The sequence below is a fragment of the Pseudoalteromonas sp. PB2-1 genome (assembly GCF_045040605.1).
Lineage (GTDB): Bacteria > Pseudomonadota > Gammaproteobacteria > Enterobacterales > Alteromonadaceae > Pseudoalteromonas > Pseudoalteromonas arabiensis.
On sequence record NZ_CP090667.1, the window covers coordinates 3,099,171 to 3,125,472 of the forward strand.

The window sequence follows — 26,302 nt, forward strand, 5'->3', positions numbered from 1 at the left end:
TCTTAGTCAGCTTGTTTTCTCAAAAACGCTGGAATGTCGAAATAATCGCCACCTTCTGACTTATCAGACTTTTTGCTGCTTTCAGTATTACTTGATACTGAACTACTTGCTGTATTTTGCTTCACAGATTCTTGCTTATCAACACCTGCTGACACGCTTACATCGTCGCTACTACCTTGGCTTGCAAAGCTTGGCACGTACATGCTGCTAGTCGATTGGCTTGTTGTGCTTTGCACATCTGAACCCGATGCTTTTTTAAAGCCATTATCAACAATACCAAACTGTGGACGACGCTCGCCACCTAAACCAGTTGCAACGACTGTAACGCGTAACTCATCACTCATTTCAGGGTCAATTACCGCACCAACAACCACCGTTGCGTTTTCTGACGCAAGCGCTTTAACGTGATTACCAACAATCTCAAACTCTTCAATCGCAATATCCATACCTGCTGTGATATTAACTAGAATGCCTTTAGCACCGGTTAAATCGACATCTTCAAGTAATGGGCTTGAAATAGCGGCTTCTGCTGCTTCTTGCGCACGGTCTGGGCCAGACGCTGACGCAGTCCCCATCATCGCAGTGCCCATCGCTGACATAACAGTACGTACGTCGGCGAAATCCACGTTGATTAGACCAGAGCGTGTGATTAATTCTGCAATACCTTGAACCGCACCAAATAACACATCGTTTGCTTTTGCGAAGGCATCTAATAATGTCGTGCCTTTGCCTAAAACTTTAAGCAATTTATTGTTCGGAATTGTAATAAGTGAATCAACAGTTTCTGACAATTCATTAATACCTTGTTCAGCCGCTGCGGCACGCTTTTTTACCTTCAAAGTCAAACGGGCGTGTTACAACTGCAACAGTTAAGATCCCTAACTCTTTAGCAATTTTAGCAACCACAGGAGCCGCACCGGTACCTGTACCACCGCCCATACCTGCAGCGATGAACACCATGTCAGCACCTTCAAGGCTTGCACGGATTGTTTCAGCATCTTCTTCCGCTGAATTACGACCCACTTCAGGGTTGGCTCCAGCACCTAAGCCAGAAGTGATTTGCGTACCTAGCTGTACAGTGACATCTGCTGATGAATTACGCAGTGCTTGTGCATCGGTATTCGCCGCAATGAAGCGTACACCTTCAATTTGTTGTTTTACCATGTGCTCAACAGCGTTACCGCCGCCACCGCCCACGCCAATTACTTTAATGACAGCTTCTTCGCTGTGCTGTTCCATTATATCAAACATCTTTACTCTCCGACTTGAGTCTTAAAACTCACCTTGGAACCACTTCGTAATACGGTTCCACCAATTATTATCACCTTCTGCTTTCGACTTTTGTGCATTCATCGATTGCATTGTACGGCCGTATTGTAACAAACCAACAGCGGTTGCGTACGAAGGATCATCAACATAATCTGTCAAACCAACTATCCCAATTGGTTTGCCAATTCTTACAGGCATTTGGAAAATGTCTTCTGCCACTTCCATTGCGCCTGTCATTTTTGCCGTCCCGCCAGTTATGACAAGACCGGCAGCAATTTGGTCTTCTAAACCTGAGCGGCGTATTTCTTCCATTGCCAACTCGAATAATTCTCTAAATCGTGGCTCAACAACCTCAGATAAGGTATGACGCGACATAATACGTGCAGGTCGACCACCCACACTCGGCACTTCAATGGTGTCTTCATTGCTTGCCATTTGGCTGCTTGCACACGCATATTGTACTTTGAGTGATTCAGCATGCGATATAGGTGTTCTAAATATTTTTGCAATATCGCCAGTCACCTGATTGCCCGCAACCGGAATAACTGCTGAGTGACGAAGCGCACCATTAATATAAATGGTGATATCCATCGTTCCACCACCGATATCCATAACAGCCACGCCCAGCTCTTTTTCATCATCTGTCAGAACGGAATAGCATGACGCTAATGCAGTAAATATCAGTTGATCAACTTCTAACCCACAGCGCTCAACACATTTTTCTATGTTTTTAGCCATGTCATTTGAGCAAGTAATGATGTGCGCACGCGCTTCCATACGTACCCCACTCATGCCTAATGGGTTTTTAATCCCCTCTTGCATATCAATACTGTATTCTTGCGGTAACGCATGTAGCATTTTTCGTTCCGCCGAAATAGGCACTGAGCGTGCAATGTGAATCACATTCTCAATATCTTCATCAGTGACTTCAGTGTTGTTAATCGCAACCACGCCGCTTTCGTTTTGACACTGAATATGTTTACCAGAAATACCTAAATAAACAGAACTGATACGGCAATCTGCCATTAGTTCAGCTTCATCAATAGCGCGACGAATCGATTCAGAAACAAGGTTAAGGTCGTTAACGCCACCTTTGTCCATACCATGCGAAACTTGGCTGCCAACACCCACAATGCTGAGTTTATTATCTGCGGTGATTTCACCAACGGTGGCCACTACCTTCGAGGTGCCAACGTCTAATCCAATCACTAGGTTTCTTTCTGCTGACTTAGTCATGCCTTACTCTTATTTTCTAATTGTTCCTCTTGCAATGGCTTCCAGCTCACTGCAAGACCGGTATCGTACCGTAAATCAACAACATCAATTTGTGCATCTACACGTTGTTCCATGCGCGGATACACATCTATAAAACGTTGTACACGCTTTGCTTTTTCTTTACGCCCCAAATTGAGGCGAATGCCATTATCAAGCCACAGCTGCCATGAAAAACGCTCTGAAAGCGCGAGGCTTGTTAGCTCTAAATTATTCACTTTTAGCATCGCTTTAAATTGACCAAATGCCGTCCATGCTTCTACCTCACTCCCTTCAGGGCCATAGAGCTTAGGTAATGTGTTTGGTAATTTATCACTGCTTGCTTGAAACACTTCACCAGACTGATTTAACAATAAATCATCATTCCAATGTGCAACCGCTTCATGCTCAACCACATACACTTGAATAGTATCAGGCCACTGCTTTCTGACCGATGCCGTCGCCACCCAAGGCAAACTTTGTACTAAGCGTTGCACATGTTTAACATCCAATTCAAAAAAACTCGATAAGTCGGCTTTTTTTATTGCGCTAATAATAGCCTTTTCATCTGTATACTTAGGCTCACCTTGTACAGCTAAGTGCTTTATTTGCGCATCTTTATTTTCGACCAACCAATCTGACACACCGGTAGTGATTTTAATCAAACTAAAAATCACGATAAGAAAAAAGCTCACGCCAAAGATCAACGACCAATTGAGCCGCTGCTTTAACTGTTGTGCTTTTTCTAAAAAGTGATGCATATTAAAGGGTTTGCTCCAAAATGCGAACAACTAATTGCTCAAAACTCGCTCCGTTGGCTTTTGCTGCCATTGGTACCAATGATTTTTCAGTCATGCCAGGAACTGTATTGACTTCAAGTAAGTAAAAATTACCTTGCTCATCGCGCATCGCATCGACACGCCCCCAACCACTGGCTCCGACTAAATCAAATGCTTTTAATGCCATATCTTGCAACAGTTCAGTTTCTTGCACAGATATATCCGCAGGGCAATGGTACTGAGTTGTACTTGACTGATACTTAGCTTGATAGTCATAAAAACCATTTGGCGTGGTCATCTCAATGACCGGCTGAACATCGTGTCCAAGCACAGCAACGGTAAACTCACGCCCCGTGATCCACTGCTCAACAAGCACTTGGCTATCAAACTTAAATGCAGCGTTGAGCGCAGTATCTAGTTGCTCTGCGCTGTTTGCTTCTGCCATACCAATACTTGAGCCTTCATGTGACGGCTTAACCATCACTTTGCCAAACTGATTAATAATTGCTTGGCTATCAAACTCATAACGGCTATCAACAACAGCATAAGGAGCGGTACTTAAGCCCATTGCTTTAAATAAGTGTTTACAGCGTACTTTATCCATCGCCAGTGCTGAGCCTAAAACATCACTACCGGTATAAGGAATCCCCATAAATTCAAGTGCACCTTGAATCGTACCGTCTTCACCACCACGACCATGTAGAGCAATGAACACACGTTCAACATTTAACTCTTTTAATTGCCACAGCGGCTGGTCTTTTGGATCAAAAGCAATGGCATCAACGCCGACATTTTGCAAAGCGTTCAACACAGCTTGGCCTGATTTTAGAGAAACTTCTCGCTCAGCAGACGTGCCGCCAAAAAGTACTGCTACTTTGCCAAATTTGTCGCTTAACTGGCTCATACATTTACCTGCTTAAGTTGTTCAATAGATAAGTTAGTAGCCGCGAGCGTCTTAACTAACTGACCAATATTACCAGCACCTTGAGTTAATACTAAGTCGTTATCTTGCAGAAGGTTAGCAAGAACGCCTGCAAGCTCAGAGCTATTAGCAACATGAATAGGCTCTTTGCCTCGTTGACGCAAACTACGACATAAACTCTTACTATCTGCTCCGACTATTGGCTCTTCACCTGCTGAATACACATCAAGTAATAAAAGTTGATCGACATCTGCCAATACCTTCACGAAATCTTCATACAAGTCACGTGTACGGCTATAACGGTGAGGCTGATAAACCATCACTAAACGCTTATCAGGCCAACCTTCGCGCACTGCCGCAATGGTTGCTGCAACTTCTGATGGATGATGACCATAGTCGTCCACCAACATGACATTACCACGTTCATTATCAAAAGTGCCGTAATGCTGAAAACGACGACCCACTCCTTCAAACTGCGCAAGCGCCTCTAAAATCGCTTGGTTAGCAATATGCTGATCTTTGGCAACAGCAATAGCCGCTGTTGCATTTAAAGCATTGTGCTTACCAGGCATATTTAAAGTTACAGGTAAGCTTTCACCTTGTTTATTCACAACATCGAACGAGCATGTGTTAGCTGTTTGACTGAAGTTAAGCATTCTATAATCTGCATCCGTTGACTCACCATAGGTGATCACTGGGCGGCCAAAACGTGGAATAAGCTCAGCAGCAACGTCTGAATCGATACACACAACAGCGAGACCGTAAAATGGCAGGTTGTGGATGAAATCGACATAGGTATCTTTCATCTTCTCTAAACTGCCACCATAGGTATCCATATGATCTTCTTCAACATTCGTGATCACCGATACCATAGGTTGTAAATGCAAAAATGATGCATCACTTTCATCGGCTTCTGCAATCAAGAAATCACTCTTACCGACTTTGGCATTACTACCTGCGCTATTTAAGAGACCACCAATTATAAAGGTTGGATCAAGACCTGCTTGTGCATAAATGCTCGCGATTAAGCTGGTTGTAGTTGTTTTACCGTGCGTTCCAGCCACAGCAATACCGTGGCGAAAACGCATTAGTTCAGCGAGCATTTCTGCACGGCGAACAATAGGAATACGCGCTGCTCTGGCCGCTTTAATTTCGGGATTTTGCTCATTGATGGCACTTGATACCACCACAACGCTGGCATCTTTTACATTGTTTTCATCATGGCCAATAAACACTTCTGCGCCAACATGAATTAGGCGCTCAGTCATTGCACTGTGCGCAATATCAGAGCCGGTAATACGGTAACCTTCAAAAGCAAGTACTTCGGCAATACCACCCATCCCTGCACCACCAATTCCGACAAAGTGGATGGTGTCGATACGACGCATCGCAGGGCGCGTGTTGTTTTCTTTTATCATGCTTTCTTTCACTACGAATCTCTTCTATCTACTAGCTGCTCACAGCGGTTTGCAACCTTGGCTGTGGCATCTAAAATAGCAAGCTGTTTTGCTTTGCTTGCCATTATGGAAATTTTTTCTGGTGCAATTAAGTACGGTGTCAACAAATCCACCACCGCCTCTTTAGAAAACGCGTTTTGCTGCATCATCAGTGCAGCACCTGAATTAACTAAATAAGCAGCATTAGCAGTTTGATGGTCATCCACTGCATGTGGGAACGGCACAAATAATGCCATTCGACCTGCTGCGGCAATCTCACTAACCGTTAATGCACCAGCACGGCAAATTACCAAATCAGCCCATTGATACGCACTATCCATATCATCAATAAACTCAGCCACTTTCGTATTTTCAGCAAGACCTAGTTGTTGATAGTCTGCCGTGACTTTTTGTTCATTATTTTTTCCGGTTTGGTGCCATATATTAAGCGTTGTTTGCGCTGAAAGTGCACTGAATACAGCAGGTAAAGTGTGATTAAGCACCTGCGCTCCCAACGATCCCCCCACGACTAATATATTAATGGGTGTGCTTGTTTGTTTTGCACTAACTTGAGCAACACTTGCCCTCACTGGATTACCGACTACCTCGCACTGCCCCTTAGCAAATGCTGAAGGAAAAGCCGCCAATACTTTACTGGCAAACTTGGCTAGCCAACGGTTACTCATACCAGCGACTGCATTTTGCTCATGAATCACTAACGGGATACCTAAACTTTTTGCTGCAATCCCTGTTGGTCCTGTCACATAACCCCCCATTGCAAGTACCACATCAGGGCGTTGTGCTTTTAAAATTTTACGTGCTTGAAAAATCGCATTCATCACCATAAATGGTGCTTTAATTAACCGTTTAATGCCATTACCTCGCACCCCTTTGACATCGATAAAATCAATTTCAATGTTGTGCTTAGGAACCACAGTTGCTTCCATTCGATCAGGTGTACCAATCCAGCTAACCTGCCAGCCTTGCTGTTTGAGAAAGTCAGCCACTGCAATGCCCGGGAAAATATGTCCACCAGTACCACCGGCAACAACAAGTAATTTTTTACTCATCGCTTACCTCCTGAAGTCGCTTGCTTGGTGGCCATTTTAGTTTCAAAGTCAATACGTAAAAGTACACCTGTGGCTATCGTCATCACCAACAAACTCGAACCACCATAAGAAATAAATGGCAGTGTTAAGCCTTTGGTTGGTAAAATACCAGCACTTGCACCGACATTTACCATGGTTTGAAAAGCAAACCAAATACCTATCGCAAACGCAAAATAGCCTTCATACTCTTTTCCGCATTTAAGTGCCTTTTGACCAATTAATAATGCCCTGAATACCAAAACAGCCAACACACATAAAATACTCATAACCCCAAAAAAGCCGAGTTCTTCGCCAATTACAGCAAAGATAAAGTCATTATGCGCTTCTGGTAGATACTGCAATTTTTGTACGCTGTTACCTAAACCTTGCCCAAACCAGCCCCCTTGGCTATATGCCATTAGTGACTGCACGAGTTGATACCCCTTACCAAACGGGTCTTCCCACGGCTCTAAAAAGCCTACAACACGTGCCATACGGTAAGGTTCAGCAATGATCAATCCGACAACGGCGGCAACGCCTGTTAAAATCAAGACAAAAAACTGCCATAGCTTCGCACCGGCTAAAAATAATAGGCCCACCGTCGTAACAAATAGTACTACTACGGTACCCAAGTCAGGCTGTAATAAAATTAATAAAGCATATGCACCGAATACCACCATAGGCTTTGCAAAGCCTTTTAAGTTTTCTTGCACTTCTTCTCGCTTACGAACCAAGTAGCCAGCGATGTAACTAAAAAAGTATAATTTAGCGGCTTCAGCAACCTGAAAACCCACAGGCCCAATCGGGATCCAGCGTTTTGCTCCATTCACTTCGCGACCCACAACAAGGACTAATAAAAGCAAAGCAAGACCAAGCAATAACAAATAGGGATTACTTCGTTTCCACCAATCCATAGGTACATTGGTTGTGATCCAAAATAAGATAAACCCCATAACAAGGAACATCGCATGGCGAATAATAATATGGTAAGGGTCGTCAAATAACCTTTCAGCGGTAGGCATAGAAGCACTGGTTACCATGACAAAACCAACACCAATCAGCATTATCATGCAATACAATAAGGGGACGTCATAAAGCTGTGCGGACTGCTTAGGCGTTAATGCGTCACGGATATCTGCAAATGCAATCATACTGCCTCCGCCAATACGCATTGCGTAAAATCATCACCACGTTGCATGTAGTTGTTATACATATCAATACTGGCACAAGCTGGCGCTAAAAGTACGATATCACCATTAACACTGAGGTTTTTCGCTAGCTGCACAGATTCATGCATACTCGTGGTTAAGTGACCTTTTTCACTCAGTGCCACGAGGGCTTTGGCGTCTTTACCAAAACATACCAAGGCTTTGACTTTGCTGCTTAAATACGGTTTTAGAGCATCTAAATCAGCCCCTTTCGCATCACCACCTGCAATAACAACTAACTGCTTTGCTTGATCGGCTAGGCTTTCAATGGCTGCGATGGTTGCGCCGACATTGGTCGCCTTTGAGTCATTAAAATACTTTACACCCTTAATTTCAGCAACAAACTGACAACGGTGCGCAAGTCCTGTAAATGCGCCGAATGCTTGTTCATAATGCGCCGCTGTTATGTCAAAAGGACTGAGCAATGCCATTACAGCTAAGGCATTTTGTTGATTATGCGAGCCCACCACTTTCAAGCTGCTTGCGGGTAACACGGGTTTCCCATAAGCTGCAAAATATTGCTCACCTTGATGCTCAATCAGTGCATAGTCAGCATGCGCAAGGGCAAAGCTTACTTGTGGTTGTTTTGCTGTGTGCGTTGCCACATCAATAGCATTGACGACAGCAAGCTCTGATCCGTTATAAATACTTTGTTTTGAATCTATATAAGCTTGATAGCTTGAATAACGATCTAAATGATCTTCGCTCACATTAAGTACGCAAGCGCTCTTGGCTTTTAAGCTGTGCGTGGTGTCAAGCTGAAAGCTCGACAGCTCAAGTACATACACATCGCAGTCTTGCGACAGTAAATCAAGCACCGCAGTGCCAATGTTACCGCCAAGGCCTACTTTATAACCCGCCGCTTTAAGCACTTCAAACGCCAATGTAACAACGGTCGACTTACCATTTGAACCCGTCACTGCGACAATGGGTTTATTTGTTAGGCGCGCGAACAACTCAACATCACCAATCACTTCAACACCAGCATCAATTGCGTTTGCGACAGCCGGTGTCGCTAAGCTTAAACCAGGACTGATGATAATAATGTCATTGCTGCTCAGCTGTGCATTATCTAAATCACCAAAGTGAGTCGTTAACTCACGAGCATGCTCCCTTAACCAATCTGCACCTGGTGGCTGTTGACGACTATCAACTACCCTAGGGCTGATGTTCTGAGATAATAAAAAACGCACAATGCCCAGACCGGTTACACCGAGTCCGAGCACTGTAATTTTTTTATTTTTTATCTCGTTAATAACTGTCATTTACCTGATCTTCAATGTAGCAAGGCCAGCAAGAACTAGCACGATTGAAATAATCCAAAAGCGCACAATTACACGTGGCTCAGGCCAACCTTTCAACTCATAGTGATGATGAATGGGTGCCATTCTAAAAATACGTTGGCCGCGTAATTTGTAAGAGCCTACCTGTAAAATCACCGATAATGCTTCCATTACAAATACACCACCCATAATAATTAAAATAAGTTCTTGTCGAACGAGTACCGCAATAATGCCAAGTGCTCCGCCCAGCGCTAATGAGCCGACATCGCCCATAAAGACTTGTGCTGGGTAAGTGTTAAACCATAAAAAGCCAAGGCCTGCACCAACAATCGCGGTACATACCACAACCAGCTCACTTGCCAGTGGTAAATGCGGAATATGTAAGTAGCTTGAGAAATTCACATTACCGGTAAGGTAAGCAATAATAGCAAGGGCTGAAGCCACTAAAATAGTAGGTACAATCGCTAAACCATCTAGGCCGTCTGTCAGGTTTACTGCATTCGATGTGCCGACGATTACAAAGTAAGTCATGACGATATAAAACAAACCAAGTTGCGGCAGTACATCTTTAAAAAATGGCACAACCAAAGACGTTTCACTTGCTTGCTGGGATGTAAAGTACAATGCACTTGCTACGACTAAAGCAATGACTGACTGCCAAAAATACTTCCATTTAGCAATCAGCCCTTTTGGATCCTTACGAATAACCTTGCGGTAATCATCAATAAAGCCAACGATACCCAATGATCCCACAACAAATAAGGTTGCCCAAACATACTTATTAGATAAGTCAGCCCACAACAGTGTGCTGGTAAAAATCGCACCTAAAATCAAAATGCCACCCATGGTTGGCGTGCCTTTTTTCGACAGGTGAGACTCTGGTCCATCATGACGAACAACTTGACCAATTTGCATCTTTTGCAAGCCACGGATTAATATTGGACCAAAATAAAGTGATATCAGTAATGCTGTTAAAATACCTAAAATCGCGCGCAGCGTTAGGTACGAAAATACATTAAAACCACTGTAATATTGTGTTAAATACTCTGCCAGCCAAACTAACATGACGATACTCCATTGTTGCCATTTTGCTGGCTATTAACTAAATCTGCGACGACTAGTTCCATACGAGAACTACGTGACCCTTTTACAACTATCGTGGTTTTTTGCTGAGACTGAGCAAGCACACTCTGCAATTGTTGTAGTAATTGTTCGCGGCTTGAGAAGTGGCGGTTTGGCTTTTCAAATACATCACTGGCTGACTTGCTCAATACGCCTAAGCTGTATAGCTCATCAATCCCTTTTTGCTGTGCGTACTCGCCGACTTGTTGATGATAAAAACGCGCTTCTTCGCCAAGCTCGCCCATATCACCTAGTGCAAAAATGCGACGACCAGGCATATCACTTAATAAATCAATCGCCGCCTTTACAGACTGTACATTGGCATTATAAGTGTCATCAATCACAGTCAGGGTGTCAGAGACTTTAAGCACATTCACACGACCTTTAACTTCACCCATGGTTGCCAGTGCCGATGCAATGCTTTCAAGGCTTACGCCAAGCTCAGTCGTTAAGGCTGTGGCAATCAATGCGTTAGCAATATTGTGCTTACCTGGTAGAGCAAGGGTGACAGGTACTTTTTTATCTTGATTACACAGCATAAAAGATGCGCGAGCCTGTTCATCAAGCACCACATCTTCTGCCCAATAATCTAATTGCTTGCTGGTAGAAAAACGTTTTACGTTGCGATCATTTAGTTTGGCGAGCCAAAAATCAGCAAAATCGCTGTCACAGTTAACCACGGCTACACCATCTGGCTTTAAGCCATCATAGATTTCGCCCTTTGCTGTTGCTACACCTTGTAATGAGCCAAAACCTTCTAAGTGAGAAGCTGCTACATTACACACCACGGCGACATCGGGTTTAGTCATTGCAACAGTGTAAGCAATCTCACCGATGTGATTCGCACCCAATTCAATCACCGCATATTCATGCTGTGGTTCAAGGCGTAATAAAGTCAGTGGCACACCAATGTCATTATTAAAGTTGCCTTTCGTCGAAAGCACTTCGCCGTGCCCTGACAAAATTGCCGCACACATTTCTTTTACGGTTGTCTTACCAACACTGCCTGTAATCGCAATAGTTTTAGGTGCAACTTGTGCCATAACGGCTGAGCCAATTTCACCTAGCGCAATGCGTGTATCAGTGACCACAAACTGCACAATATCGACATTAACAGGATGTGCCACTATCACGGCAATCGCCCCTTTTTCTTTGGCTTGTGCTATAAATTTGTGGCCATCAAAGTTTGGGCCTTGAAGCGCCAAAAACACGTCTCCCTCACAAAGTGTGCGCGTATCTGTATTTATATTTTTAACTTGTTGATTACCACCTTGGTAATCGGTTGCTAGAACCTTTGCTAGCCAATCAAAATCCATAGGGATCATAACTGCGCCCCTTGCGATTTTTCTTTTAATTGTTGTTGTACATATTGACGATCACAAAAATCGATACGTTGCTCGCCAATAATTTGATAATCTTCGTGGCCTTTACCTGCAATAAGAATGACATCATCAGCACTTGCTTGTTCTATTGCGTAGCTGATTGCACGCGCGCGATCTGCTTCACTATGCGCTTGCTCTGGGTGTTCAAGCCCAGCAATCACATCAGCAATAATCGCATCAGGATCTTCACTGCGTGGATTATCGCTGGTGACAATAATACGGTCTGCATTCCCTTCTGCAGCTTTTGCCATCATTGGGCGTTTGCCTTTATCGCGGTCACCGCCGCAGCCAAAAACACAACTCACGCCACCCGGAACATGTTTTTGCAATGCTTGTAATGCAAGTGCCAGCGCATCAGGAGTGTGAGCGTAATCTACAATACAGGTTGGTTGACCTGGCGCACTAAATGCCTGCATACGCCCTGCAACAGGCTGCAAAGTACTACACGCATCAGCTAATAATTTAAGTGGATACCCTAAGCCAAGAAGCGTTGCGAGTGCAGCAGCCAAGTTATAAAGATTGAATTCACCAAATAAAGCGCATGTAATATGTACATCGCCCCAACTGGTTTCGAACTTAGCGGAAATACCTGTGTTGTCATAGGTTACGTCACTGAAATAGACAAAACGTGCATTTTCAGGTGTTAAGTTTTTGTGTCCATAACAAACAAGGTTATTAAAGTCGTATTTTTCTAACCACAATTCAACTTGCGCATCATCTTGATTAAGAACGACAAGTTCAGGATTATGGTCACGCATTAACATCAATTTAGCGTCACCATACGCTTCCATTGAGCCATGATAATCTAAATGATCCCGTGAAAGATTAGTAAATACTGCCGCCTTAAACTGGCAATGATCAACACGTTGTTGCACTAAGCCATGGGATGAAACTTCCATTGCCACAATGTCAGTGTGCTGTTGTTTTAATTCAGCTAAAATACGCTGTAAGTCAACACTTGAAGGCGTAGTATTCATCAGCGGCGTTAAATTATCAGGATGACCATAACCTAAGGTGCCTATAACCGCAGCTGACTTGTAACACTGCTGGGCTAAATGCGCAATCATAGCTGTGGTTGTTGACTTACCATTGGTACCCGTAACCCCCACTAATTCGAGCTGTTTAGAAGGCTGACCATAAAAAGCAGCGGCCAAAGCAGGCAATTTTTTAGCTAAATCAGTAATTAAAAAAAGTACTTCAAAATGGCTCTCAAACTGACATAAGCGGTCAGCAATGATTGCCACAGCACCGTTTTCAATGGCTTTATCTATAAACTGGCCACCATCAAGTTGGTGTCCTTTAATTGCCACAAATACATCGCCAGGTTTTACGTCTCGGCTATCGAGACGAAGTTGGTTAACCAATAAGCTATTAGCTTCAACATCAATATGATTAAGAATCGGTTTTAAATCACGCATCGTTATCTTTGCCTTCTACGTACGCAACCGCATCTTTGTCCGGTGCGACGTTTAAAATTCTTAAGGCATTGGAGACAATCTCTGCAAACGCAGGGCCTGCCGTCGCACCGCCATAATACACATCTCCACCGGGTTCATTAATCATTACTACAACAGCTAAACGAGGGTTACTAGCCGGCGCGACACCTGCAAAGTAACCGACATATTCGTCACCATAGCCACCCACAGCAGCTTTTTTAGAGGTGCCGGTTTTACCCGCTGCACGATAGCCATCAACTTTAACGCTTCTAGCCGTACCATCTTTTTCAAATACGCTCTCCATCATGTGAACTACGGCCTCAACGTCTTTTTGTTGAAAAACACGCTCACCCTCAGGGATTGAATCTTGCTTTAAAACTGTTAGCGGACGCATTACACCACCCGAGCCAAGCATGGCGTAGAAACGGGCCATTTGTGCTGTGCTAACCGCTAGGTTATAGCCAAATGAAAGCGCTGCTATCTCATGATCTGACCAACGTCGATTAGGGTAAAATAAGCCACTACTTTCGCCGACCATGCCTGTTCCACTATCGCTTCCGAAACCTACTTTTTGATAAAGACCAACAAAGTAGTCTTTCGGTACGGTTTGGCTCACTTTTGTAACACCCATATTACTTGAATACTTCAAGATTTCTCTTAAAGTCATTTCACCATGGTTTCGTGTGTCTTGTACTAAGCTGCCACCTACGCGCATCCAGCCTGGGTAAGTATCAATGATGTCATCCGGTTGGATCGAGCCGTAGTCTAAACCAGCTAAAATGGCTAGCGGCTTAACAGTTGAGCCTGGCTCAAATAAATCTGTAATAGCACGGTTACGACGCTTATGAGGTGCTGCATCGTTAAGGTTATTAGGGTTAAACGAAGGGCTATTAACCATCGCTAACACTTCACCTGTTTTTACATCAACAACCATCGCTGATCCTGAGGTTGCTTTATATGTCAACACTGCCGACTTAACAGCCTTATAGGCGATTGCCTGAATACGTTGATCAATACTAAGTTGAATATTTTCGGGTTCAACACGCTCACGCTCATCAAGTACTTCCACTTCACGACCTTGCGCATCTTTACGGATAGTACGTTGCCCTTCGACACCTGTAAGTTGTTTTTCGTAAAGTTTTTCAATGCCTTCAATACCGTGGCCATCAATGTTAGTAAAACCAATAACATGCGCAGTCACTTCACCGGCAGGGTAATAGCGTTTTGATTCATCAAGTAAATGGATACCTGGTAAACGTAAATCACCAATATAATTTGCTACAGCGGGAGTCACTTGACGCTTTAAATAAACAAAGCGGCGTTTAGGGTTATCGCGTAGGCGTGCATTAATTTTCTTTGGCTCAATACGAAGCACATCAGCCAGCTCTCGCCAACGTAAATCGTGGTTATAGTACGTGGCAATACGTTTATTGAGCTCATTGGTGTTTTCAGCAAGGGCATTTTGGTCTTCACCATTTTTACGGGCTTGACGGAGTACTTTGCTTACTAAAGATTTATGAAGTGCTTTTGGATCTGCATAAACGCTAACAACAGGAACACTAACAGCAAGTTCTTTACCATTGCGGTCAAAAATCATACCTCGTTGTACATGTTGTTTTTCAACTCGTACTGTGCGTTTATCACTTTCTGAACGGGCTTTATCAGGCTCAATCACTTGCAAATAGGCAGCACGAGCAACTAACGTCATAAAGACGAGTAGAACAACTGAACACACGAGCGTAAAGCGCCATGTGATCAAGGTATTTGTTGGCTTTTTCCCTCTGCTTCTCATTGCAGTACTACCACCTGTTCATCTTGGCTAGTTGGCCTTTTCATTTCAAGCTGCATGGTCGCAACTTCTTCGATGCGTGCATGCTGTGAGTAAAACTCTTCTTCTACCAACAAGTAGCGCCACTCTAAATCGAGTTCATCACGCTCTTGCAATAATTTATCCTGTTCAATTAGCTGTTGACGCGCTAAGTGTGTCACTTGAACCACAGCTAAGCTCGATGCAAGGATCACAACCAACAAGGCCAAGGTCAGCTTATTCGCTCCTAGGCCTTTAAAAATTTCTTTAAATAAATTTGGTTGGCGATGCGTCGCTTTAGCTTTCATTACAATCTCTGCGCAACCCTTAGTACCGAACTACGCGAACGAGGATTCATTTCAATCTCCGTTTTGCTAGGCTTAATGGCTTTACCCACTGCCTTTAACGTCAGGTTTTTGTTTATTTGTGCGTCCGTTAAAGGCAGACCTCTGGGTATCGCCTCTCCCTTACTCTGTTTTTTAATAAACTGCTTAACAATGCGATCTTCTAACGAGTGGAACGAGATAACGACTAAACGCCCACCTGGTTTTAAAACGTCAACAGCGGCTTGCAGTGCAGTTTGAATTTCTTCAAGTTCACTGTTGATATAAATACGGATCGCTTGGAATGTGCGTGTTGCAGGGTGCTTATGTTTATCTTTTACGGGGACTGCTTCATCGACCAAATCAGCAAGCTGCTTGGTACTAGTAATCGCAGTGTGCTCACGAGTCTCAATAATTTTATGAGCAATACGGCGACCAAACTTTTCTTCGCCATAGGTTTTGATCACATGAGTGATGTCTTCAAGTTCAGCTTCAGCTAGCCATTGTGCTGCGCTGCGACCACTGGTTGGATCCATGCGCATATCAAGTGGGCCATCTTTCATAAAACTAAAGCCGCGCTCAGCATCATCTAGCTGTGGTGAAGAAACACCGATATCTAACAAAATACCATCAACCTTGCCGATTAAATTGTTATCTTCAGCAACCGTTTTTAAGTTTGAAAAACGGGTATGGGCAATTGAAAATCGCGTATCGTCGGCAAATTTTTCGGCGGCTTTAATCGCTTGCGGATCTTGATCGATTGCTTGTAAGCGACCTTGGTCACTTAGACGCGCAAGAATTTGACCTGAATGTCCGCCGCGACCAAATGTGCCATCCATGTAAATGCCTTCGGGTTTAATGTCCAAAGCATCTATGGTTTCGTCCATCAGTACAGAGACATGTTCAAATTGCGCTGTCATTAGCTATTTTTTGCCTTTTTATTATTGTGGTTAGAGTGAAAAGTTATCGAACTCAGGGTTCGCCTCAAAATCACCTAGGCGTTCAATTTCAGTATCTTGGCGCATTTGCTCATGCCAACGATCTTCATCCCAAATTTCAAACTTATTCATCAAGCCAACCAACATGATTTTTTTTCCAAGTTCTGCATGAGCCCGTAACGACGGCGCAAGCAAGATTCGGCCATTTTTATCGAGTTGATATTCTGTAGCATTACCGAGCAACATTCGTTGCATACGGCGTGCGCGTGGATTCATGTTAGAGATCTTTAATAATCGTGATTCAATTTCTAACCATTCAGCTAATGGATACAACCACAAACAAGGCTCGTTTAAAGCAACAGTGCAAATAACCGTGCCCTGATCTTCAGACAAGATCGCATCTCGGTACTTGGTTGGTACCGCAAAGCGTCCTTTATCATCCAAACTCAGAGAGCTCGAACCCCGAAACATAGCTTGCCTTAAAATTAGGTTGTTAATCGCTGACGATTATTTCCGATCCAATTTGATCCACTAAAAACCACTTTTTACCACAGTGCTCCAGTTTAGGGCTTGACAAGCCATTTTGTCAAGTAAGCTGATCATCATACTCGCCTTCTAAAGCCAGAAAAAATAAGGCCTCAAGCAAAGCTACTGAATTAAGTGGGAAAAAGTGGCAAACAAAGAAAAAATTTTTTTTACCTGTTTTATTGGCATGCTATTGGGCAAAAATGATGAATGAATGAGCAATGAATAGTTACACTATTTCTACCGCACTGTAATTTTTACTCAGTTACCCTGCAAGAGTTACGAGAAAATAGTGCTAAAACAAAAACCATTCAATTCGAAAAAACATAACCCATTAAAACTTAAGGATATTTATATTTGGTATGAAGGTTGCGACATGTTGTTTACCAACTAATGGCAATATTTAAGGAATGATTATGACTACCGCAACGACAAAATCGAACTCAACTGCAACAAGCAACAGTAATGTAGATCCAAAAGCGGCTCAAGTTGAAGCGCCATTCACAGATAAAGCAACTGAAGCAGCACATCACGCTGTGGATGCTTTATCGACTCGTGCAGCCAGTGCCGAGCACAGTGTTCGCCAAGGTGCGTCAAGCTCTGCTAAAACGCTTTCTGAAAAACAAGCTGTAGCGCGTGCTAAATTTAATGAATACAGCGGCAAAACACGTCAGCTTGCCTCAGAAAACCCACTTGCAACAGCAGGTATTGCGTTTGCAGCGGGTATGCTAGTAACTGCACTTATTCGCCGTAAGTAATTGTTATGCAATCTTCTCAACCTACAGATGAGAAAACGCAAGATGCCACTGATCAGAAGTCAAACGCTGATCAGTGGCAAAATCATCTTGCCAAACTCTCAGACTACTCTAAGCAGCTATACGTCGACTACCGAAAACAAGCGGGTATATGTAAAGAGTTAGCAGCCGCTGAGTGGCGTTTATCAACACGCTCGTTGGCACTCACTATTATTATGCTGGTTTGTTTCGCAGGTGGTCTAGTGCTGTTATGGGCTGGTTTACTTGCCACAATCGGCATTGCGATATTCACCCTAAGTCAATCGCTAATATTATCAGCGATTTCATTAATCGCTTTGCAATTACTTTGTTTAGTATGGCTTTGGAAGAATATAGGGTATGTCAGCAGCAAGATTGGGTTTGATAAATCAGTACGTAGTTTTAAACAGCTTCTTAATATTGATAAGGATGAATCATGATTATTGATTATTTTATTCATAAGCCTCAAAAAAATGTACGCTCACTTAGCGAACAAATGGATTTGGCTGATGAATTAAAACGCCAACATCATCAAGCTTTTAATTATCGTTTAAAACGCTTTGCAGTAAGCAAAGCCGGTATCGCAAGTGCTTTTACCGCAGGGATGGGTTATCAAGCAATGAAAAGTGATGAACCTTCGAAAGGTCCTGTTAAGCAAGTCACTCAGTTTGCTTGGTTGCTAAGATTGCTATAATCATGATTTATATCATCTAAATCTATTTTGCTACTTCTCATTTTCACTTTATGCTATTAACTTAAAGCTATTATGGCTAATAGGATAGGTAAATTGTGAAAAAACGGATTGTGTTAACAGGTGGACCTGGTGGTGGTAAAACAACGGCAATTGATTTATTACGACGTGAGTTTTCAAATCAAATTGTAGTTGTTCCTGAATCCGCAACCATGCTGTTCAGTGGTGGTATAGAGCGTAATGATTCGCCTAGTCTAATCAAAGCACAACAACAAGCAATTTATAATCTCCAGAAGCACCTTGAACATATCCAACGCACCAAACATCCAGACCGTTTAATGCTTTGCGATCGTGGCAGTTTAGATGGGCTCGCCTATTGGCCCGATAACCCTGATGAGTTTTTCAAATACCTAAACACCGATTTAAACACCGAGCTCGCGCAATACGACGCTGTTATATTTTTCGAAACCGCGGCTAAATCAGGTCAAAGCATCCACTCAAATAACCCTGTTAGAAATGAATCAGACAACCAAGCAATTATACTTGACGATAAACTTCAAGCCGTCTGGTCGCAACACCCAAATTTTAACTTAGTGAAAAGTTCAGAGTCATTTATTCAAAAGGTGATGTTTGGCATCAACACCATTCAAGACGTAATGAAGGGTTATCAATAGCAGCTGAAGTAGCTGCTATTGCGTGCTGTAATTAGCCACGATTATGTGCTCGGTTGTAATCTATTTCAGGACCTTTTGGCACAACTTGAGTTGGGTTAATCATGGTGTGGCTAAAATAGTAATGACGTTTTATATGATAAAAATCAACGGTCTTACTCACACCTTCAAGTTGATATAGCTCACGTAAATAATTGCTGATCGCCGGATAGCTCTCGATAGTACGTAAGTTACATTTAAAATGCCCCACATACACACTGTCAAAGCGGATCAAGGTGGTGAATAAACGCCAATCAGCTTCTGTCAGTGTTTCGCCCACTAAATAACGATTAACAGTTAAACGCTGTTCAATTTTATCTAAAGCGGCAAACAGATCATCAAAGGCTTCTGTATAAGCGTCTTGTGTCGTTGCAAAACCCGCACGATACACACCGTTATTGATGTTGTGATAAACAAACTCGTTTATTTCATCAATTTCAGAGCGTAGCGACTGTGGATAAAAATCTCGCTCATTACCTGTAAGGGTATTAAACGCACTATTAAACATTCTGATAATTTCAGCAGACTCATTACTGACAATGCGCTGCGTTTTTTTATCCCAAAGCACAGGAACCGTAACACGGCCTGAATAATCAGCTTTATTACGCGTATAAATTTGATGCATAAAGTCACTATTGAAAAGTGCATCACCGGTGCTGTGATTGTCTTTATCAAACGTCCAGCCGTGCTCTAGCATATCAGGGCTTACAACCGACACACTGATATAATCTTCAAGGCCTTTTAAATGGCGAAAAATCAAAGTGCGATGCGCCCAAGGACAGGCTAAAGAGACATAAAGGTGGTAGCGATCTTTTTCTGCTTTAAAGCCAGCATCACCACTTGGTCCTGCACTGCCATCTGCGGTGATCCAGTTACGTAACTGGGCTGCCTCTCGCTTAAATTCACCTTGGTTGTTGTCTGTGTCGTACCATTTATCTTGCCATTGGCCATTTACGAGTAATCCCACAATAACCTCCTATAGTGTGCCAAATTTACCTTGTTGATAGTCTTGTACTGCTTGATGTAATTCTGCTTGAGTCGTCATTACAAACGGGCCCATATGGGCGATTGGTTGCTTAAGTGGCGAGCCTACAAGTATCAAAACGCCAGCACCTGTTTGTGAGTTAAATTCAATGTCACTATCAGGCTCTAAAATCAGTAAGCTGCCTGCTTTAACTGGACCGCCCTGTTCAGTATGAATTTCACCCGTGTGGACATACAGCATCACCTTGGTTTGTGTAAGCGGCGCATGGTAAAACTGTGTACCAGCCGGTAAAGTTACATCAGCGAGCATGCCATCAGCTGCTAAGTCTTGTAGACTAGAAACCTGCTGCTCACCGGCGAATTGCCAGCTCCCAGCAAGTGCTTTAAGTTCTACACCTTGCTCATTGCGAGTCGTTGGCGCTGGCGCTTCTGTAGTATCTTGATAGCGTGGCGCTCTGAGTTTTTCTGCACTTGGCATATTTAGCCAAATTTGAAAACCATGCATGCCCTCTTTAGCATCAGCCAATGGCATTTCACTGTGAATGACACCAAAGCCGGTACTCATCCACTGCACATCGCCTGCACGGATGGCTTTTTTGTTACCCATTTGATCTTGATGCTCAAAGCCACCTTTAATGATATACGTAAAGGTTTCGATACCACGATGAGGATGTGCAGGAAAGCCCCCCATAAAATCACTGTGATCATCTGACTTAAGCTCATCGATCATTAAGAAGGGGTCTAAATATTTACCATCAAAGCCTGGAATACGGCTAATATTTACACCATCGCCATCTTGTGTGGCACGGCTATTTAGCTGTTGAATCACTTTCATAACTTTACTCCCGTAAATTGTATGAAATGATTGTAGGCGCTAATTTAACTAACAACCATGCGTAAAATTCGCGCTAATCATTCTTTTTATTAGAATGCTCATTTTGTTGCCTAGTTAATCTATCAGCCACAGTTGCTCCGCGCTCGCCGACTTCTTTTACTGGCCCTACAGTACTATCAACCAGTGTTTGCTGTTCTATACTGGCATTAACGGCCGCACCAAAAACAATGAAATAAGCACTGATATAAAGCCACATCAACATGATCACAACACCACCTAACGAGCCATACGTTTCGTTGTAACTTGCAAATTGCGAGACATAATATGAAAAGCCAATGGATGCGAGGATCCACAATAAAGTGGCAATAATCGAACCTGGCGTAATCCAACGCCACTTTGCGGGGGTACGGTGAGGTGCGTACCGATATAAGAATGCCAGTGCGCAGTTAAAAATAATAGCTAGCAACGGCCAAGTAATGAGTTTAATCATTAAATCAATAAGCTCAGTTAAGCCTACTAAATTAAGCACTATCGGTAAGATACCAATGATCAATAATGCCACCAGCGCAACAACTATCGCGCCAAGTGAAAATAGAAAACGTACCAGTAATGCCACAAAAAACTGTCGTTTGTTATATTGATGATAGGTAATGTTACAAGCTGTGATTAGCGCTTGGCAGCCTTTACTGCTACTCCAAACAGTCAATAACAAAGTACCTATTGCACTCATACTTAACACTTTTTGCGACTGCTGTGTCACCTCACTGACTTGCATCAGAATAATATCGCGACTACTAGCAGGTAAAATGGCAATCACTTTATCAAGCTGATCATGAATATCGGTTGGTGAGGCAAAGTAAGCATAAACAGATACAATCGCAGCCAAAGCAGGAAAAATAGCTAACAACGCATAAAATGCCACACCAGCCGCTACAAATGATAAGTTATCTTGTGATAAATTATGGTACACCCGCTTGCTAATATCCCACCAACCTCGCATTGGAATTTCCACCGGCGAGTGAGCCTGAAAACCGCGATTGTCTTTAGTCATATGTGACCTAAAAAATTGCTTAGATGATTATAAAGGTGCAAACAACTTGCCAATCGTAATGGCGCCTAATTTGCATTGAGCTAAGCTTATAAGAGTAAAGCAATTATCCAGGGAACGGTGCAATGAGTTATTATTTAATCTTTAAAAATCAATTAGCTAATCTACTTATATCGAACACACCTATAGTACCAAAGGCGGTCGTAGATAGTTTATCTTGGCAAGATTTAAACTCACAAGTTACGCAGTTCTTACACACTGCATGGCAAATGTTACCCGCACTGACACTCGGTATTACAGCCATCATTATCTGCTACTTATTAGCTCGCCCTTTATCGTATCTATTGATAAAGCCGCTTGGTTTTGTAAGTGAAAGTAAACTATTACATGTGGTGACACGGCGTTTTTTTAGCATCATTATAATCTTGTTTGGCGTGTACTTATTTTTGCGTCTTGCAGGGCTCACCAGTTTTGCTGTAGCCATTATGAGCGGTACAGGATTAGTCGGGCTTATTTTAGGTTTTGCCTTTCGCGATATTGCCGAAAACTTTATCTCAAGCATGCTGCTCAGTGTACAACGCCCTTTTCGTATTGATGATGTTATCGAAGTGGATGGTCGTTTAGGGGTCGTTAAAAAGGTTACGGCTCGCGCTACTACCTTGGTTGATTTTGATGGTAATCACATTCAAATACCCAATGCGACCGTGTATAAAAACGTGATTAAAAACCTCACAGCCAACCCCAAAATGCGAGGCCATTTTACTGTTGGCATTGGTTACGACAATGACATTCGCTACGCTCAGCAACTAGCGATGAAAGTGGTTAATCAAAACCCTGCTGTTATTAATGATCCACCGAGTCAGGTCTTGATTGAATCGCTTGGCTCTGCCACTCTCAACTTAACAATATATTTTTGGGTGAACAGCAACGAGCATAGCACTGTAAAAGTCGCCTCACAATTAATGCGAGAGCTGGTCAATACTTACTTAGCCGAGCAAATAAGCATGCCTGATGATGCTCGCGAGCGAATTATTTTAAATAGCGATACCGATCAACCAAGCAACACCGAAAGTGCGCCTGTAAAAGCAACAAAATCACTCGACGACCACAGCCTTGATGACGTTAGCAGTGACGCCGATGATATTCGCGAACAGGCAGATCAATCTCGTGACCCTGAACAGGGGAGTAATATAATTTAAAGTAATTGCGAACTAGGCTTCATCATTAGGTTTATCTTGCATAGCGCGTTTAAACCCTTTGACTGACGTCCCTAAATCGCCACCTATTCGAGATAGTTTTTTTGTGCCAAATAAAAGCACCACAATTGCGGCAATAATGACTAATTGCCAAACACTAATTCCTGCCATAACGACCTTTTTTAAATTAAAAGCGCCCTTGCAGGCGCTTGTACAACACTAACATTAGGAATACTAAAATTAGAAACTAGCTCGAACACCCAAGGCAACTTGAGTACCAAAACGCTCAAGATAACTCACTTGGTCAGTACGCTTTGTGTAACCCCAATAACGCTCATTTGTTAAGTTCGTTGCTTCGGCAAACACAGTGAATTGGTCACTGATGTTATAGCTCATGCTGGCATCTAACTGACCATAATCAGAGATCCAATATGGACCACCCCATGCATCAGGATCCGACAAGAATTTGCTACGCCAGTTATACGCTAAACGCGCTTGGAAACCATATTGCTCATAGTAAACCACGGCGTTGTATGAGTTTTTCGACATACCTCTAAATGGCAAGCCTGACTCTTTCAGCTCTGGCTCCTCGTAGCTGCTGTCAACATAAGTGTAGTTAAGCTGAAAACCTAAGCCATTGAAGGGTTCAGGTAATAAGTTCTCAAGCGATTGCTGATAAGCAAACTCAGCTCCTTTAATAGTTGCACCATATTCACTCTTACCAGGGTAAGATGCAAAGTAACGAACGCCTTCGATTTCAACTGGGCTTTCGACGTAATCGATAAATGATTTCAGGTCTTTTACAAACACCCCACCACTCAACGAGCTGCTGTCTTCAAAGTACCACTCTAAGGTCATGTCGGCTTGATTAGCTTCTTCTGGTGTTAACGATGAATCCCCCATCGAAAGTTGTGGTAAACCTTCACGATAAGTATCAAAGTTTGGCGCAAGCCATGGGCGTAAATAAGCTAAAGATGGGCGGCTAATGACTTTAGCGGCTGAAAAACGATAAATAAAATCATCTGTAATACTCAGTTTAAAGTTCATGCTAGGTAAAATATTGCTGTAATCACCTTTAAATGATTGCTCAACGGTATCGCGCCAACCATTTTCGAGTGGTTTACCATCATCTTGTAAATCAATTAACGATAAATCATACACCGACCCTTTAGAGCTCACTTCCGTTTGCGAACCGCGAATACCGACGTTTAACATGTACGGCATTTTTGCAAGGGTACTTTCGAGCGTCACTTGCGCATACGCAGTAAGAACCTCTTCGGTTACCTCATAAGTGCCCGATGAATTAAGCGATGCAACGATACTTTTATCAGTTGCTTCAGCATTAATTGAACGATAATAAGCAAGTAACTTATCGTAATCAAAACTTGGCCAAGGCTCAGGTGTAATGCTGCTTTCGCCTTCTAAGAAGTTATCGAAATTGGCCTCAACGAACACATCGCTTGGGATTTCAAATAGGTTAAAGTCACCGACATTCACCACGGTGCTGTCATCAAATTCATAACCATCACGCTCTAAGTATTGACCACCATTGCTAAATTGGCTGGCATTTTTTGATGCATATTCAAGTTGACTCTTAGTTTGTTCAAGATAAGTTAAACCAAAATCAACACGGGTAACTAAATCACTTTCCGGCACAAACGTACCGGTAAACTTAAAGTCATTAACCGTGTCTTCAACACCGGTACCTGTGTTACGGCTATAGTGAGCACCGTAAGATTGATCCGCAGTTAAGCCTGGCGATAAAGTCACATCTGGTAGCATATTACCTGTGGTGTAATCGATACCAATCGAGTCAATAAAACCACGCGCTACCACGAAGCGATTATCACCACCGTTTTCGTTTTTCGCTTTTGAGTGTGCAACATCCACAGCCAATGTTAGACCATCCATTGGATACCATTTGGCATTAAGGGCAAACTGATAAGTGTCGGTTTTACGAGGGTTGGTTAAGTTGAGTAACTCCACCATGGTATTACCGGTTTGCGTCATTGATACTACACGGCCTGTGTCATCAAATTCTGCATCAGTAAACACTGGCGTGCCTGGCGTCCAGCTTTCATCATAGTTTACAAAACCGATTTGATAGCGATGACCATCAGTATTGTAACGTGAATAAAGAGCATCAAAGTTTATATCTAGGGTATCTGTTGGACGCCATTGCATTGCTAACGTCGCACCGACGCGCTCACGCACATCCTGCGCGTTCGCAAAATACATGTAACTCGGAATTTTTGAGGCAAATATTTCACTTTGCCCATCAATTTCTCCGTTGCCATTCATATCGACTGGCACACCTGCGCTGTCTGCCCCCCAACCTTCTTCTTCGTCAAAAAAGCCGCTAGCAGAGTATGTGTCTGCACGTAAGGTTTTCTTTGAATAAGCACCCGAGAAAAGTACACCAAAGGTATCATCATTAAAGTTGTCACCAATGATGAATGAAGCATGCGGATGTACATCGCCTGTTCAGTGATTCATAAATTCCTTTTGCAGAAGCGCTCAAAGTAAAGCCGTCTTGGTCTAATGGTTTGCGAGTTTCAATATCAACAACCGCACCAATGCCCCCTTCAATTAAACGTGCTTCTGGCGACTTATAAACCTGAAGCGCTCCTACTAATTCTGAGGCAATTGTGTCAAAGTTAAAGTCGCGGCCTGAGTTTTCAGACGCCAGTTTACGACCATTCAAAGTGGTAATGTTGTAGCCACCACCTAAGCCACGCACGAGGATATTTTGCCCTTCACCGCCATTACGAGTAATGGTGATGCCCGGTATACGCTGCAATGCTTCGGCTAAGTTTTCATCAGGGAACTTACCGATATCATCAGCGACAACGACGTCAACGACTGTCGTTGCTTCCTTCTTTCGAAAGTTTGATTCTTTAATACTGCTACGGATCCCTGTAACTTCAATAACCTCAACATCCTCTTCGGCCTTACTATCTTTTTCTTGTTGTTGAGCAGTTGCAGCAAAACTGATTGATGAGGCCAGAATCGAGCTTATCAGCACACTCAAATATGTTTTTCTAGTTGTTGTTGCCATGATGATTTCCTGTTTTTAATGTTCAGTTTTTTTCACCATTAAAATGGTAATGAGTAAGGCCTTATATTTAATCTATAACAAAACGAAACAAATTGGCAACAATAAATCACCTACCGAAACTTTCGATAGTTACGAAATGAGTTTTAAAAATGACAGAAATGGCTTTAAAAGCCTTTATGGACGTGAATTTAATTTCGAAAGTTACGATAACAATTTTTTTTGAAGGTTGTCTTTTAAG

24 protein-coding genes and 2 pseudogenes are annotated in these 26,302 nt (G+C 42.9%); 5 read left to right on the forward strand and 21 right to left on the reverse strand.

From position 1 onward, the window contains the following. Window positions 1-2: 2 nt before the first annotated feature. From ftsZ to mraZ, 15 genes and pseudogenes are all read right to left on the reverse strand, one after another. Window positions 3-1,251, reverse strand: a pseudogene (gene ftsZ / locus L0Z67_RS14425) (cell division protein FtsZ). A gap of 21 nt (window positions 1,252-1,272) precedes the next feature. Further along, window positions 1,273-2,505, reverse strand: coding sequence for a cell division protein FtsA (ftsA, locus tag L0Z67_RS14430; RefSeq protein ID WP_062568622.1), 1,233 nt, complete (start codon window positions 2,503-2,505; stop codon window positions 1,273-1,275). After that, the gene (locus L0Z67_RS14435) at window positions 2,502-3,281 is read right to left on the reverse strand and encodes a cell division protein FtsQ/DivIB (RefSeq protein ID WP_062568621.1); all 780 of its coding nucleotides are present in this window, start codon (window positions 3,279-3,281) and stop codon (window positions 2,502-2,504) included. Before L0Z67_RS14435 ends, ftsA begins: the two co-directional genes overlap by 4 nt. 1 nt (window position 3,282) lies before the next feature. After that, entirely contained in the window at window positions 3,283-4,203 is a 921-nt protein-coding gene (locus L0Z67_RS14440) for a D-alanine--D-alanine ligase (protein ID WP_193987819.1), read from the reverse strand. Beyond that, window positions 4,200-5,639 (reverse strand): UDP-N-acetylmuramate--L-alanine ligase, encoded by a 1,440-nt coding sequence (murC, locus tag L0Z67_RS14445; protein WP_405128735.1) that lies wholly within the window; start codon window positions 5,637-5,639, stop codon window positions 4,200-4,202. Before murC ends, L0Z67_RS14440 begins: the two co-directional genes overlap by 4 nt. A gap of 11 nt (window positions 5,640-5,650) precedes the next feature. After that, complete coding sequence (murG, locus tag L0Z67_RS14450; protein WP_193987820.1) at window positions 5,651-6,727, reverse strand: undecaprenyldiphospho-muramoylpentapeptide beta-N-acetylglucosaminyltransferase; 1,077 nt, start codon at window positions 6,725-6,727, stop codon at window positions 5,651-5,653. Next, window positions 6,724-7,896, reverse strand: coding sequence for a cell division protein FtsW (ftsW, locus tag L0Z67_RS14455; RefSeq protein ID WP_062568617.1), 1,173 nt, complete (start codon window positions 7,894-7,896; stop codon window positions 6,724-6,726). The genes murG and ftsW overlap by 4 nt, the downstream gene beginning before the upstream one ends. Further along, window positions 7,893-9,218, reverse strand: coding sequence for a UDP-N-acetylmuramoyl-L-alanine--D-glutamate ligase (murD, locus tag L0Z67_RS14460; RefSeq protein ID WP_405128179.1), 1,326 nt, complete (start codon window positions 9,216-9,218; stop codon window positions 7,893-7,895). Before murD ends, ftsW begins: the two co-directional genes overlap by 4 nt. Further along, complete coding sequence (gene mraY, locus L0Z67_RS14465) at window positions 9,219-10,301, reverse strand: phospho-N-acetylmuramoyl-pentapeptide-transferase (RefSeq protein WP_193987822.1); 1,083 nt, start codon at window positions 10,299-10,301, stop codon at window positions 9,219-9,221. Then, window positions 10,295-11,683, reverse strand: a complete 1,389-nt coding sequence (gene murF / locus L0Z67_RS14470) for a UDP-N-acetylmuramoyl-tripeptide--D-alanyl-D-alanine ligase (RefSeq protein ID WP_237114463.1) — start codon at window positions 11,681-11,683, stop codon at window positions 10,295-10,297. Before murF ends, mraY begins: the two co-directional genes overlap by 7 nt. Then, window positions 11,680-13,158: a UDP-N-acetylmuramoyl-L-alanyl-D-glutamate--2,6-diaminopimelate ligase gene (gene murE / locus L0Z67_RS14475; RefSeq protein ID WP_193987824.1), complete on the reverse strand. Its 1,479-nt coding sequence runs from the start codon at window positions 13,156-13,158 to the stop codon at window positions 11,680-11,682. Before murE ends, murF begins: the two co-directional genes overlap by 4 nt. After that, complete coding sequence (locus tag L0Z67_RS14480) at window positions 13,151-14,968, reverse strand: penicillin-binding transpeptidase domain-containing protein (RefSeq protein WP_062568612.1); 1,818 nt, start codon at window positions 14,966-14,968, stop codon at window positions 13,151-13,153. Before L0Z67_RS14480 ends, murE begins: the two co-directional genes overlap by 8 nt. Then, window positions 14,965-15,291 (reverse strand): cell division protein FtsL, encoded by a 327-nt coding sequence (gene ftsL, locus L0Z67_RS14485; RefSeq protein WP_062568611.1) that lies wholly within the window; start codon window positions 15,289-15,291, stop codon window positions 14,965-14,967. Before ftsL ends, L0Z67_RS14480 begins: the two co-directional genes overlap by 4 nt. Beyond that, entirely contained in the window at window positions 15,291-16,226 is a 936-nt protein-coding gene (rsmH, locus tag L0Z67_RS14490) for a 16S rRNA (cytosine(1402)-N(4))-methyltransferase RsmH (protein WP_062568610.1), read from the reverse strand. Before rsmH ends, ftsL begins: the two co-directional genes overlap by 1 nt. A gap of 30 nt (window positions 16,227-16,256) precedes the next feature. After that, window positions 16,257-16,715 (reverse strand): division/cell wall cluster transcriptional repressor MraZ, encoded by a 459-nt coding sequence (gene mraZ / locus L0Z67_RS14495; protein WP_405128180.1) that lies wholly within the window; start codon window positions 16,713-16,715, stop codon window positions 16,257-16,259. Window positions 16,716-17,185: 470 nt separating this feature from the next. On the opposite strand from mraZ, the gene L0Z67_RS14500 reads away from it, so the two are divergent. The 4 genes from L0Z67_RS14500 (at window position 17,186) to L0Z67_RS14515 (ending at window position 18,907) form a co-directional block, all read left to right on the forward strand. Then, entirely contained in the window at window positions 17,186-17,527 is a 342-nt protein-coding gene (locus tag L0Z67_RS14500; RefSeq protein WP_130149392.1) for a DUF883 domain-containing protein, read from the forward strand. Between the two features lie 5 nt (window positions 17,528-17,532). Continuing rightward, on the forward strand, window positions 17,533-17,982 hold the full coding sequence (locus tag L0Z67_RS14505; RefSeq protein ID WP_405128181.1) for a hypothetical protein: 450 nt from the start codon (window positions 17,533-17,535) through the stop codon (window positions 17,980-17,982). Continuing rightward, the gene (locus L0Z67_RS14510) at window positions 17,979-18,236 is read left to right on the forward strand and encodes a hypothetical protein (RefSeq protein WP_405128182.1); all 258 of its coding nucleotides are present in this window, start codon (window positions 17,979-17,981) and stop codon (window positions 18,234-18,236) included. Before L0Z67_RS14505 ends, L0Z67_RS14510 begins: the two co-directional genes overlap by 4 nt. 95 nt (window positions 18,237-18,331) lie before the next feature. Beyond that, the gene (locus tag L0Z67_RS14515; protein WP_193987826.1) at window positions 18,332-18,907 is read left to right on the forward strand and encodes an AAA family ATPase; all 576 of its coding nucleotides are present in this window, start codon (window positions 18,332-18,334) and stop codon (window positions 18,905-18,907) included. A gap of 31 nt (window positions 18,908-18,938) precedes the next feature. Here the strand turns inward: L0Z67_RS14515 and L0Z67_RS14520 are convergent, their stop codons facing one another. The 3 genes from L0Z67_RS14520 to L0Z67_RS14530 all read right to left on the reverse strand — a co-directional run bounded on the left by L0Z67_RS14520 (window position 18,939) and on the right by L0Z67_RS14530 (window position 21,813). After that, a complete protein-coding gene (locus L0Z67_RS14520) occupies window positions 18,939-19,910 on the reverse strand; it encodes a glutathione S-transferase family protein (protein WP_193987827.1) in 972 nt (323 codons plus the stop codon). A gap of 9 nt (window positions 19,911-19,919) precedes the next feature. After that, window positions 19,920-20,762, reverse strand: a complete 843-nt coding sequence (locus L0Z67_RS14525; RefSeq protein ID WP_193987828.1) for a pirin family protein — start codon at window positions 20,760-20,762, stop codon at window positions 19,920-19,922. 73 nt (window positions 20,763-20,835) lie between these two features. Next, entirely contained in the window at window positions 20,836-21,813 is a 978-nt protein-coding gene (locus tag L0Z67_RS14530; protein WP_062568603.1) for a YihY/virulence factor BrkB family protein, read from the reverse strand. Window positions 21,814-21,935: 122 nt separating this feature from the next. On the opposite strand from L0Z67_RS14530, the gene L0Z67_RS14535 reads away from it, so the two are divergent. After that, the gene (locus tag L0Z67_RS14535) at window positions 21,936-23,009 is read left to right on the forward strand and encodes a mechanosensitive ion channel family protein (protein ID WP_062568602.1); all 1,074 of its coding nucleotides are present in this window, start codon (window positions 21,936-21,938) and stop codon (window positions 23,007-23,009) included. Between the two features lie 18 nt (window positions 23,010-23,027). Here the strand turns inward: L0Z67_RS14535 and tatA are convergent. The 3 genes and pseudogenes from tatA to L0Z67_RS14550 all read right to left on the reverse strand — a co-directional run. After that, window positions 23,028-23,177 (reverse strand): annotated as a pseudogene (tatA, locus tag L0Z67_RS14540) (twin-arginine translocase TatA/TatE family subunit); the annotation flags it as partial. A gap of 69 nt (window positions 23,178-23,246) precedes the next feature. After that, a complete protein-coding gene (locus tag L0Z67_RS14545; protein ID WP_405128736.1) occupies window positions 23,247-25,460 on the reverse strand; it encodes a TonB-dependent receptor in 2,214 nt (737 codons plus the stop codon). After that, window positions 25,450-26,064, reverse strand: a complete 615-nt coding sequence (locus tag L0Z67_RS14550; RefSeq protein WP_405128183.1) for a TonB-dependent receptor plug domain-containing protein — start codon at window positions 26,062-26,064, stop codon at window positions 25,450-25,452. The genes L0Z67_RS14545 and L0Z67_RS14550 overlap by 11 nt, the downstream gene beginning before the upstream one ends. Between the last annotated feature and the right edge of the window lie 238 nt (window positions 26,065-26,302).